Source organism: Vreelandella sp. L-15 (assembly GCF_056857635.1).
On record NZ_JBSXNN010000015.1, the window covers coordinates 17,377 to 29,777 of the forward strand.

Genomic DNA, 12,401 nt, shown 5'->3' on the forward strand with positions numbered 1-12,401 from the left:
CCAGAGGTCAACCATGAACCATAAACTAGCTGGGGCTGATGAGCAGCCCCCTGAGTTGCTGCGCCTTGAGCACGTATCCAAGCGTTTTGGTGGTGTGCAAGCGCTTGACGATATCTCCTTTAGCGTAATGCCAGGCGAGGTACTATGCCTTGCCGGAGAGAACGGATGCGGTAAATCCACGCTAATCAAAACCATCAGCGGCGTACACCCACCAGAACCCGGCGCCATCATGCAATGGGATGGCAAGGACATGCTCGGGATCGGCCCCTCCCAGGCGAGAGAAATGGGCATTCAGGTTATCTGGCAAGACCTTGCCTTGTTTCCCGAAATGAGTGTGGCCGAAAACATAGCCTTTGAACAGAACCTCGGCACTCGTCCGAGCCTGGTAAACTACGCGACCATGCGCCAAAAGGCCGCCGACCTACTCCAAAGGTTAGGCGTATCCATCGACCTGGACGCCAGAGTCGCTTCCCTGTCCATTGCCAGCCGTCAGCTCGTCGCCATCGCCCGGGCGCTCATTGCTGACGCACGGCTGGTCTTCATGGACGAGCCCACCGCCTCACTGTCACGGCACGAAACCGAAGCCCTCATTGCTATCGTACAAAAACTGTCGGAACAGAACATTGCTGTGGTGTTTGTCAGCCATCGACTAGCGGAAGTTCTGGATATCTGTACCCGGGTTACAGTGCTGCGCGACGGTCGCTACGTTGGCACCTACTCCACCAACAACATGACCCAATCACGCTTGACCGAACTGATGACGGGCCGAAGTTTCGATTACCAGACGCGCCCGGCACCCGCCCACCAGAGCGACCCGCTACTGACTGTTAAAAACCTCTCCCGCAGTGACGAGTATCACAACGTAAATCTCGATATTTACCCTGGAGAAATCGTCGGGCTAACCGGCCTGCTTGGCGCTGGGCGCACAGAACTCGCGCTATCGCTATTTGGAATGCGGCAACCCGACAAAGGCCAGATTGTTTTTGAAGGAAAGCAGCTGCACATGGCCTCAAATCGCGATGCCATCAAAGCCGGGATTGCCTATGTATCCGAAGACCGGCTATCGCTTGGCCTGATCCAACAGCAATCCATCGGTGACAACACTCTCATTACCGTGCTTGGCCGTCTGCTCACCCCGCTCGGCTTGCTCTCACCGAAGAAAAAAAAGCGGCTTGTGGATGACTGGATTCACCGCCTGAAGGTCAAGATTGGCGACACCCGCGACCCCATTTCTAGCCTGTCTGGCGGTAACCAGCAGCGCATCGTGCTTGCCAAATGGCTGGCCACCGAGCCAAAACTATTGATTCTCGACAGCCCCACCGTAGGCGTTGATGTCGGTGCCCGTGCCGGTATTTTCGAAATTGTTACCGCCCTTGCAGAGCAGGGAATGTCGATTCTGCTGATTTCAGACGAAATGCCCGAAGTCTATTTCAACTCGGACCGTGTGCTACACATGCGTGATGGCCGTTTAATTGAGGAATTTATACCCGCTACGACCGAACTCGCACACATTGAAGAGGCTGTCCATGCATAAATTCATTCCCCGTTTGGGTGGTACCGAGCTATGGCTGATTGCCGTAATCGCGGTGATTTGTATCGCGCTATCACTCACCACCGATACCTTTCTAACTCTGGTCAATATCCTGGATCTCCTCAATTACTCGGCGGTCAACGTGATCTTCGCTGCAGGCCTTTTAGTGGTGCTGGTCGCCGGTGGTATTGACATCTCCTTCGCCGTGGCCGCCTCGGTCGTCCAGTACATCGTCGCTACTACCTTAATCAGTATCGGCGGTGGCAACTGGGCGATGGGGATTGGCTTAGCCATTGGCTTTGGCACTCTGCTAGGCGCCATCAACGCCGCCTTCATTTATCACTTCAAAATCATCTCGATTGTCGTGACCATCGCCACCTTCAACATCTTCTTCGGCCTGCTCATGTTTCTGACAGACGGTGTCTCGATTTACCTGCTACCGGACTGGATGGTTGACCGTGCCGTATTCTTCGAACTGGAAACAAGAAGCGGCTGGGCCGAGCTCACGCTGCCGGTTTTCGTCATGGTCGTTGTGCTACTTGCCACTTGGCTACTGCTTAGGCGCCTTAACATTGGCCGCCAGCTATTCGCCATGGGCGATAACCCCGAGGCTGCACGACGACTGGGAATAGGCATTGGCAAAATGCACTACTTGGCCTATGGCTGGCTGGGTGCTTGCGCAGGCATTGCAGGACTCATGCAGATGCATTACGCCCAAGAGGTCGTGCCCAATGCCATGTACGGGCGTGAGCTTGAGGTGCTCGCAGCAGTCGTACTGGGCGGAGCGCGCCTGGGAGGCGGGCGTGGCACGCTGCTGGGCGCAGTGCTCGGCTTGGCCCTGGTCGCCATTACCCAAAATGGCCTCAACCTGCTTGGCATCTCCTCGTACGCGTTTCGGATGATCGTAGGTGCCATCATTTTGATCGCCATCTGCATGTCGGGGGACACCCTCGATGCCCTGCGCACGCGCCTTAAACGCACTCGTGCCACAACGCGACATGGGGAGGCAGTGTAATGCGCTCATTTGTCATGCAGCTTTTCTCTCACAATGCCTCTAGGGGCACCCCCGCATCAGGCCCGGTGGGAGAAATGGTAGGCATAAGCATTGTTCTGTTAGCGCTGCTGATTCTGTTCAGCTCGTTGTCCGACCGTTTTTTTACCGGCGCCACCTTCTCCTCCATCGCCTTCCAGTTACCTGAACTGGGCCTGCTGGCACTGGCCATGTTGATCCCCTTACTCTCCGGCGGGCTCAACCTAGCTATTACCTTCTCTGCCAATATCTCAGCGCTAGCGATGGCTTGGGTAATTGGCTGGCTGGGAGGTACCGACGCAGGCATGACAGGCATTTTACTTGGTATGTTGGCCGCCATACTAAGCGGTGCCCTGATCGGCTGGATGCTGGGGGCAATTGTTGCCTATACCGGCGCGCACCCTATTCTCGCCTCACTGGCCATGATGATATTCCTGCGCGGATTAGGAGAGTTTCTTACCCGTGGCGGCAGCATTTCAGGCTTCCCCGAAGAGCTTGCCTATCTTGGCCAGGGCGTACTGGCCGGCATACCCATTCCGCTGCTGATTTTCGGCCTTTGCGCCGCTATTTGGGCACTGATTCTCAACCGCACCCGGTTAGGGTTCTCGATCTACATGCTCGGTTCCAACACAGCTGCTACACGCTACTCAGGAATCAGCACAAGACGTACCTTAACCATGGTGTATGTACTGTCCGGCGTCATGTGCGGTATCGCTGGCATCATCATGGCCAGCCGCTTCAACTCGGTCCGCGTTGGCCATGGCGAAGCCTACCTTTTGATCACTGTGCTGGCCTGCTTTTTAGGCAGGGTTGACCCCTTCGGTGGTTTTGGCCGCGTAGCACCGGTTGTCATGGCACTCATCATTTTGCAGGTCATCAGCTCCGGTCTTAACCTGCTCGGCACCAATCAACACCTGGCAACGGCACTATGGGGTGGCATTCTCCTCGCCGTAATGGTGGTGCGCTACCTCTGGGCCAAGTTCTCCTCAAGGCGCAAGGCAAGCGGTTGAGAACACCGCAATGATGACATACGTGTGCAACGAGCACGTACTTACATAACCCTCATATCCAGACAGCAATCGCACGTTCACACAAAAAGAGAAGGAGTGACCCATGAGTGTTAGTGGCTTTGGCGTACATACCGCCATGTGGGCAATGGAGTGGGACCGGCAAGCCGCCGAGCTAGCCATTTCCGAAGCGGTCAAACACGACATCGACTTTCTTGAGATAACCATGTTGGACCCCATGGAGGTCGATACCGCCCATACACGCAACCTGCTGGAAAAAGCCGAGGTAGCCTGTGTCTGTTCGCTTGGGCTGCCCCTGGATAAGCTACCTACTAATAACCCAGGAGGCGCACTCGACTTTCTAACCATGGCCATTGATAAATCCGCCGAAATAGGCGCTCAAGCGATGAGCGGGGTAATTTACGGAGGCATTGGTCAGCGCACCGGCTCTCGCCCTACTCAGCAAGAGTACGACGCGACGGCCCGAGTGGTCGAAAAAGCTGCCGCCTACGCCCAATCAAAAGGAATGCTGTACGGGCTGGAAGCGGTGAACCGCTATGAAAATCACCTACTCAATACCGCAGACCAGGCAGTCAAGCTATGTGAAATGGTCGGCGCCGAAAATGTCTTTGTCCACCTCGATACCTACCACATGAATATCGAAGAAAAGGGCATCGCCCAAGGTATTCTTCGTGCCCGAGAGCACCTCAAATACATTCACCTATCCGCATCTGACCGTGGCACGCCTGGCCGCGACACCATTGCCTGGGATGAAGTCTTCGCCGCTCTTACTGCAATTGAATTCAAGGGCGGCATGGCTATGGAGAGCTTTATCACCGTGCCCCCTCAGGTGGCCAGCGCCCTCTCCGTTTGGCGCGATGTCGCTCCCTCCCGCGAGGAAGTACTCACCGACGGTCTTAGCTACCTGCGAATGAAAGCGAACCAGTACGGTTTAATCTAAGCCGTGGTGCTCGGCGTGCGCTCATCATGAATCAGGCGTCTACGCCGAGCACTGGATCATCCAAAGGTGGCTCTCACGCAACCAATATCTGAATTGCGAGTCACGCTTGAAGCGTATTGTGCGGAGCTCGAAACTCAGGCGGAATCGCGCAGAACAAGTTGGCCGGCAAACAGGGCTGTTTCATGCATGGGCTCGCCATTGGTCTCAGGCTCGCCGATGCGAGCCAATAGAGTGGCCATGGCCCGTTGCGCGATGCCCTGGATATCCTGTGACACAGTGGTCAGAGGCGGGCCCGAGTAGCGGGCGAAGGGGTGATCGTCGTGTCCCGCGATTCGCAGCTGGGAGTGGGCTGTACGGCCGACATGTACCTTTGCCTGCCAGGCTGCTAGCAGTGCACCGAGGGCGATCCGGTCATTGGCACATAAAATGGTGCGCGTGGGTAGGCCTGCCTCCAAGGCATGGCGTGTCTGTTCATGGCCGTAGCGTTCAAAGTCCCAGTCAAGCTGCTTGGGTACCATGAGCACTCGCGTGCGTTCGTGGGCTTTCGCCATCGCCTCCTCATAGGCGGCGAGGCGAGCCTCGGCGTTGCGATTGATGGGCGGCATCGGAAGAAAGCAAGGTGGTTCTCCCGAGCGACATAAATATTCGACCATCAGGCCAATGCTTTGGGCGTTGTCTGTGCCGACAAAGGGAGTGCTGGCATCAGGGGTGCTGTCGACATAAACGATGGCACTGCGACGCTCCAGGCTGACCAGTCTTGCACTTGGGCCCTTGGTGCCCAGGGGCACGACGATGGCCCCGGCTATATTCATCGACTCCAGTCGCGAAATGGCGTCTACCTCACGGTCTGCTCGACCGTTCGAGGAGAGCATGAACAGCACGTACCCAGCTCGGGAAGCGAGCTCTTCCAATTGGCGTACTAGCTCCATGTAGAAGGGATCGGTGGCAGTAGGCACGATGATACCCAACACCCGCGTACGGGTGCGCTTGAGGTTGGTAGCGAACAAGTTGGGCGTAAAGCCTGACGCCTCGATCGCCGTCTCTATCCGCTGCCGCGTGGATGCTCGGACACTGGCCGGGGCATTGAAATATTTCGAAACGGTGGGGCGTGAAAGCCCGACGAAGGCCGAAAACTCCTCCATGGTACGAATGTCACCAGTGCCATCGTTGCTCATCTCTGCCTGACTGTCCTGTTGAGTGTTCCTATCATCCACATTGCATCATCCCTGGCAGGCGTCGATATAGTCTTGCATGATGTCTCCGATGGCCGCCAAGAGCAAGTTCCGGGCGTGAGGTGCCACGACCTTGACGCGGACTTTCTTGAGCAGTCCGCCGAGATACTGGGCGATCAGAGGCTCGGGAATTTCGACACCGTCGAGCTGCTGTAACAGAGCATCCACCGCGGCCTTGGCATCCGCTTCCGGCCAGTAATAACGGATGCGGTCACTGTAGGAAAAGTGGCGCAACAACGCCTGTTCATGCTCAGACCCTTCATAGTACTTCTGCCAGTTGTCTGGCGAGGAGTGCATCACCGCTTCCATGATATCGCGCAGGCTTTGACGCGATGAACCGGGATAGAGTTCGGCGGCGATCATATCGAGACCGTACAACGCCTCGCGCAGGGCAAAGGTCAGGCCAGGCCCGACCTTCAGGATGGCGAAGCCGTCCTCGACCAGCGCGCCGAGCGCCGAGGGCGGCTGGTAATCGGTAGAGTGGGCTTCAAAGACCAGCCCAGGCAGATCATCGAGGGTCTGACTCAGTGCTCTGGCTTCGCTGGAATCGTAGACGATCACATTATGGTTGCCGAATTCGACGCCGGGCTGAACCACGGCAGCAATGACGCGCTTGAAGGCGTCTTCCAGATCCGCCTCCAGGAAAGCCCGGCGATGCACTTCGACGGTTTCACGTACGGCGGCGGGGCTAGTGACCTCAAGACCCTCGATAGCCTCCAGGGCGCCGCCCGGGACGGGCACCTCGGTACCGATGATGTAGACCGGTGCCTGACTTGGGTTGGTGCATGCCTCTTCGGCGGCCTTGGCCAGACGCGCTGCGCGTGCGGCGGTGTCCGCATCGTCCAGAGCAATCGGCTCGCCGGCGCAGCCCATGGAGCAGTCGAGGTGTAACTTGGTGAAGCCCGCGGCGGCGTAGGCGCGAATCATCGTCTCGGCCTTGCCCATCGCGGCCTCCGCATCGAGCGCCTTCCAGGGGTTGGGCCCAAGATGGTCGCCGCCGAGAATGATTCGTTCGAGGGGGAAGCTTGCCCGCTCAGCAATGTCCTCCACCATGGCGCGAAAGTCACTGGGCGTCATGCCGGTATAGCCACCGTCCTGGTTCACCTGGTTGCAGGTAGCCTCGATCAGCAGCGGCAGGCTTGTGGGTAACGTGGCCTGCATCGCTGCTTCAAGCACCAATGGGTGCGCTGAACATACCGATGGGATGCCGGAGGGGCCTGCCTGCTTGCGCCAGTCGGCGAGATCTCGAATCGAAGGGGGGGTCATGAGTTGATCTCCTGTGAGGCGAGTAACCTGTCGAGCTGATGTTTGGTGGCAGCGCCTTCCATCGGGCCAAGGCGGGTTACCGAGTGGGCTCCTGCGGCATTGGCGTAGCGCAGGGCGATTTCCGGTGCGGCACCATTGAGCCAAAGGGCAACGAAGGCCCCGCCGAAACAGTCACCGGCACCGGTTGGATCGATCTCTTCTACTGATAGTGGCGTTACATCCTTACGCCCGTTGCGGCAGTAGTGGCTGGCCCCCTGGCTGCCTCGCTTGACGACGATGTCACTTATGCCGCGGCCAAGCAGATCGTCAACGGCGTCCTGTTCCGTTGTGGCGTCGGAGAACAGAAAAATTTCGTCGCCGGAAGGCAGAAACAGATCGGCCTGGGCCAGCATGTAGGCGAGTTCCTCCCGCAGCCCGGGGGTGTCAAGCATTTCGGCCCTCAGGTTGGGATCGAAGCTCAGGCTGCCCCCTCGCGCCTTGATGCGCTGCACTGCCGATCTAGCCAGCGCCGCTATATCGGGGATGGTGAGTGCGGTACCCATCATGTGCAGGTGATCGCAACTATCGATCAGGGCTTCGCTGGCCGAGGTGGCGGGAAGACGGGCGGCAGCACTTTGCGGCAGGGTGAAGACGAAGCGCCTGCTGCCATCGGGGCGGTAGCGCACGAAAGCGCAGCCGGTAACTTCGCCGTATGCGATCTCGATGCCATTGACGTCAACGCCGTCATCGCGCAGCCGGTCAATATTCAGGTGACCGAAGTCATCGTCTCCAACGCGACCAAGAATGGCGCAGGCCTGGCCCATGCGGCCCACCTGGTCGATGAAAATGGCCGGCGCTCCAGATGGGTAGGGCCCCGTCAGAGGCTGCGCCTCGCCAAATCCATCACCCTGGGTCGTCGCCACGAACTCCACCAGAATCTCGCCGATAGTGAGTATTTTCTTGGTCATGGTTATCCTTTCTGACGCTTGGCGCGGACGTCGAGCCACACGGCCACCAGAATCACCAGCCCCTTGACGATGAGCTGATAGAAATAGGGCACCGAAAGCATGTTCATACCGTTGTTGAGCGCGCCGATGATCAGGGCGCCGATCAGAGTGCCGACCATGGTTCCGACCCCGCCCGCGAGACTGGTACCACCCAGGACGGCTGCGGCGATGGCATCCAGTTCATAGCTAATGCCAGCATTGGTCTGCGCGGAATAGAGGCGCGACGACATCATGATGCCGGCCACCGCCGCCATCAGTCCGGAGATCATGAAGATCGATATCTTCAGGCGGTCGACCTTGATGCCTGAATAGATGGCCGCTTCACGGTTGCCGCCGGTGAGGTAAGTACGCCGGCCAAAGGTGGTGTGAGCCAGCAGCAGGTGATTGAGAACGAACAACCCCACCACGATCCAGATGATGATCGGCACACCTACCACGCTACCGGTGCCAATGGACGTCCAAGTGGGGTCGGTCAACATCGCCGGGGCGCCGTTGGTCGGGAGACTGACCATGCCGCGTTAGATGCTCATGGTAGCGACCGTCACGATAAAGGCAGGTAACATCAGTTTGGCAGTCAGTACGCCATTGACCAGCCCCATCAAGGCGCCGGCGAGCAGGGTGATGGCCACCGCCGGAACGAACCCCCAGCCGAGCCCGATGATCTGGGCGCCGACCATGCCGGCGACCGCCAGCATGGAACCGACCGACAGATCGATATCGCCCAGCAGTATTACCCAGGTCATGCCGAAGGCCAGCACGGCGATGACGGCGACCTGCTGCAGAATATTCATGAAGTTGGCGAGCGACATAAAACGCTCATTGGTTAGCGAGAAGAAAACGCACAGCGTGATCAGCGATAGGAAGATACCGCCGTATTGTCGCAGTGCGGACTTCAGTCGTTCATGATTGGCAGGGGAAAACGTGGGCATATTCATGCGTGCTGTCCTGTGGCGTGGGCCATGACTTTTTCAGGGGTGGATTCGGCAACGGGCAATATGGCAGCTAGGTGGCCTTCGGCCATGACCGCAATACGGTCGGCCATGCCGAATATTTCGGGAAGTTCCGAGGACACCATGATGATGGCAGTGCCTTCGGCGGCGAGTTGACGAATAAGCCGATAGATCTCGAACTTGGCCCCTACGTCGACGCCGCGAGTCGGCTCGTCGAGAATCAGGACTCGCGGGCGGGTGGCCAGCCATTTGGCCAGAACCACCTTCTGCTGGTTTCCCCCGGAGAGCGTGCCGACTACCGTCTCAATCGAGTGGGTGCGCACGCCCAGGCGTCTCACTTCATCGCTGGCCTGGCGGCGCTCCTCGGCGCTTTTCAGTACGCCACCTGCGGATATCTTCGATAGCGAGGCCATGGTGATGTTGGCGCGTACGGTCTGGTTCAGCACCAGCCCCTGCTCCTTGCGATTCTCGGTGACGAATCCAAGACCCTTTTTAATCGCGTCGGAGGCATCGGCCAGTTGCACTACCTCCCCGGCCAGGCGAACCTGCCCTGCCGCGCTACGCATGCCAAATAGGGCGTTCATGATTTCGGAGCGACCGGAGCCGATCAGTCCGAAAAACCCGAGAATCTCGCCAGCACTGACGTCGAAAGAGATATCGCTGAACTCGCCGGGGCGTGTGAGTCCCTGTACCGAGAACATGGGCGTCGTGGAGCTCTCTTTCAGCTCTGCCAAGCGGGGTGGAAACATGCTCTCCATGGGACGGCCGACCATCAGCGAGATCAGTTCTGAGGTCGTCGTCTCATCCTTTTTCAGCGTTGTGATGTATTCGCCGTCGCGAACGACGGTAATGTCGTCGGATAGACGCATGATTTCTTCCATGCGATGGGAGATATAGATGACAGCCTTGCCGCGCTCGGTAAGCCGGTCAATGATGCGAAACAGTATCTCCGCTTCGGAGTCGCTCAGCGATGAGGTGGGCTCGTCAAGGATCACCACATCCGCGTCGTGACTCAGTCCCTTGGCGATTTCGACCAACTGGCGCTGGGCCATGGACAGGTCGCCGACCTTTGCATGCACGTTAATGGGCAGGCCGAGGTCATCCACCAGGGCCTTGGCCCTGGCAACCAGCTTGGCATCAGAAATCCAACCCAGCCGCGAGGGTTCCCGAGTCGCTAGGATGTTTTCGGCCACGCTCAGGTTGTTACACAGGCTCAGTTCCTGAAAGACAATGGCGAGCCCGCTGCGTGCGGCATCCTGAGGCGTAGCGGGGGCATAGGGTTTGCCCCTTAGCCGCATCTCACCCGCGCTTAAGGAATGAACCCCCGCGAGGATCTTCATCAGGGTGGATTTTCCCGCTCCATTCTCCCCAAGTAGCGTGTGAACCCGGCCACGCTCAACCTGAAAGTCCATGCGTTTCAAGGCGGTTACGGGGCCAAAATGCTTTGCGACTTTGCTGAGACTGAGGATCGGAGGTTGCTGGGTATTGGACATGACACACCCCTGGGATCAATGAGGCGAGCGGTGGCCATCAAGACAGCCACCGCTGTGCGTATAAGCTCATTACCTGGCGGTGTAGACGCCAGGCACGATGGGCTGCTCAGTTGGCACCGTTTCTCCTTCCATGATCTTGATGGCGGTCTGTACCGCCAGGCGGCCGATCTCATCTGGATACTGCTGGATCACACCGACCATCACCGGATTGCTGTCCACCGCCTCGCGCGCTTCCTGCATACCGTCGAATCCGATCACCTTGACCTGGTCTTGCAGATTAGCTGCCTGCACGGCGACGCTGGCCGCGAGTGCGGCATCGTCACCAAAGCCGAAGATGCCATCGATGTCGGGATTGGCCTGGAGCATGTTTTGAGAGACTGAAAGAGCCTCCGCGCGGGTAATGCCGGTCTGCTGGGCAACGATCTCGATGTCAGGATAAGCCTTGAGGCCGTCTTTGAAGCCCTCGATGCGAGACACAACGGATTGCACAGTGGGGTAGTCAATGATCGCCACCTGGCCTTTCCCACCAAGCTCTTCACCCATCAATTCGGCGGCGCGCTGCCCACCGGTGAAGTTGTCGGTGCCGATATGGGATGTGACTTCAACGCCCTTGGCAGGAACGTCTACCGTGATGACCTGAATGCCTGCCTCGCGCGCCTTCATAATCGCTGGAAGTACCCCTTGGCTGTCCACCGGTGAAATGATCAGCACATCGATGCCCCTAATGATGAAGTCTTCAACGTCGGCAAGCTGCTTGCTCAGATCCTGGTTGGCGGCCGAAACATCGAGGGACACCTCACTGGAGGCAGCTTCTTGCTGCATGGCTTCTGCAAGCTGGATATAGAACGGATGTTGCTGTGTCAGCAACGAAGCGCCAATACCCTCAGCCCAACTGGTCGAGGCGCTCAGCACCAGCGCGGCACCACCAATGGTAGAAATCGCGTTACGAAGAATGCTCATGGAATTACTCCTGTGAAGCTTGGCCTATGCGGACAGGGGCCGGGTGTAACGGGGTTAGAATTAAATACTCTCGTGAAAAGAAATTTATATACACGTGTAAATTTTTGCCATGCAACTTTGGTCTCGTGGGAGCAAGACAGGGCTTGCGTTCATCGGCCATGCGCTTTGCCACGGCCGATGAGCGCTCGATTGGCTGCCTGAACCGCAGCAGAGGGCGCAAATAAGATGACCCGTCGCAGCCGGGTCGGCATCGAAAGCCTATGGTCGCCCGCCATGACTGACCTCAAAAAGCGCAGCATCAATATACGCATGGCGTTGCCTACAGAGGGCTATCGCGCCTGATACGGCGGCATGTCAATCTCACGGCATGTAAAGGGACGCACGCTAGATGAGGCTTATGTCTACCTCAACTGATGGATTTGAGGATGACCCAGAACCGGCATGGCCCGCCAAGGCTATTACATTTCCACACCAGAACTGCCCCGCCCTCACCTATCAACTGTGGAGTGAGACTTTTGGTATACCGGCAAACCTGCCGCCAAGAGCCTTCCTGGTCCCGATGGCACTTCGGATATGATTCATCAACTCTTTTCTGCTTTATCTCGCCCCAGGCGTTCCGATAAGAACTTATGCTGGATAATCTGGGCTACTTGTTCGAAGGCCATCAGGAGTTGTTCGGGGGGATATATCCACGGTAAGCGGGAATAGTAGACAGCGGTTGCCATAAGGGAAAATTACGTTTGAAGAGCCTTTCTAGTCTTCGCTAGAAATAGCCTAGGCTGTTGGCGAGCAGGTAATTGCGTCTTCAGGGTTTAGTGAACGTTTCAAATGCGCTGATTCTCCTACCTGAATCCGTGAAGCCGGCGCCGACACTTTCCCTATCACCGCCAGCGAGCACTTTTTGATCATTCGCCCCGTGCAAGTTGGCTTTCGCAAGCCCGTTATTGCCAAAACCCACCGTGCTGATCGGTGCTGACGGCCCGTT

The 12,401-nt window shown here is 57.7% G+C and carries 10 protein-coding genes and 1 pseudogene; 4 read left to right on the plus strand and 7 right to left on the minus strand.

What is annotated here, in order from left to right; all coding sequences use genetic code 11:
* Positions 1–13: 13 nt before the first annotated feature.
* The 4 genes from AC13CY_RS00750 (at position 14) to AC13CY_RS00765 (ending at position 4,529) form a co-directional block, all read left to right on the plus strand.
* A complete protein-coding gene (locus AC13CY_RS00750) occupies positions 14–1,534 on the plus strand; it encodes a sugar ABC transporter ATP-binding protein (protein ID WP_172514535.1) in 1,521 nt (506 codons plus the stop codon).
* Entirely contained in the window at positions 1,527–2,546 is a 1,020-nt protein-coding gene (locus AC13CY_RS00755) for an ABC transporter permease (protein ID WP_172514536.1), read from the plus strand. The genes AC13CY_RS00750 and AC13CY_RS00755 overlap by 8 nt, the downstream gene beginning before the upstream one ends.
* A complete protein-coding gene (locus AC13CY_RS00760) occupies positions 2,546–3,571 on the plus strand; it encodes an ABC transporter permease (RefSeq protein WP_197746118.1) in 1,026 nt (341 codons plus the stop codon). Before AC13CY_RS00755 ends, AC13CY_RS00760 begins: the two co-directional genes overlap by 1 nt.
* A 103-nt stretch (positions 3,572–3,674) precedes the next feature.
* Positions 3,675–4,529, plus strand: a complete 855-nt coding sequence (locus tag AC13CY_RS00765) for a sugar phosphate isomerase/epimerase family protein (RefSeq protein WP_172514537.1) — start codon at positions 3,675–3,677, stop codon at positions 4,527–4,529.
* A gap of 134 nt (positions 4,530–4,663) precedes the next feature.
* Here AC13CY_RS00765 and AC13CY_RS00770 read toward each other — a convergent pair whose 3' ends face one another.
* The 7 genes and pseudogenes from AC13CY_RS00770 to AC13CY_RS00800 form a co-directional block, all read right to left on the minus strand.
* Entirely contained in the window at positions 4,664–5,743 is a 1,080-nt protein-coding gene (locus AC13CY_RS00770) for a LacI family DNA-binding transcriptional regulator (RefSeq protein WP_197746119.1), read from the minus strand.
* A 6-nt stretch (positions 5,744–5,749) separates the two neighbouring features.
* Positions 5,750–7,027 (minus strand): D-tagatose-bisphosphate aldolase, class II, non-catalytic subunit, encoded by a 1,278-nt coding sequence (locus tag AC13CY_RS00775; RefSeq protein ID WP_172514538.1) that lies wholly within the window; start codon positions 7,025–7,027, stop codon positions 5,750–5,752.
* The gene (locus tag AC13CY_RS00780) at positions 7,024–7,974 is read right to left on the minus strand and encodes a tagatose kinase (protein WP_172514539.1); all 951 of its coding nucleotides are present in this window, start codon (positions 7,972–7,974) and stop codon (positions 7,024–7,026) included. The genes AC13CY_RS00775 and AC13CY_RS00780 overlap by 4 nt, the downstream gene beginning before the upstream one ends.
* A 2-nt stretch (positions 7,975–7,976) precedes the next feature.
* A pseudogene (locus tag AC13CY_RS00785) lies at positions 7,977–8,948 on the minus strand (ABC transporter permease).
* Positions 8,945–10,456 (minus strand): sugar ABC transporter ATP-binding protein, encoded by a 1,512-nt coding sequence (locus AC13CY_RS00790; RefSeq protein ID WP_172514540.1) that lies wholly within the window; start codon positions 10,454–10,456, stop codon positions 8,945–8,947. Before AC13CY_RS00790 ends, AC13CY_RS00785 begins: the two are co-directional and overlap by 4 nt.
* 69 nt (positions 10,457–10,525) lie before the next feature.
* The gene (locus tag AC13CY_RS00795) at positions 10,526–11,416 is read right to left on the minus strand and encodes a substrate-binding domain-containing protein (protein WP_172514541.1); all 891 of its coding nucleotides are present in this window, start codon (positions 11,414–11,416) and stop codon (positions 10,526–10,528) included.
* An 805-nt stretch (positions 11,417–12,221) separates the two neighbouring features.
* Positions 12,222–12,401, minus strand: a 180-nt coding sequence (locus tag AC13CY_RS00800; protein ID WP_483052182.1) for a hypothetical protein, incomplete at its 5' end; no start/stop codon positions are given.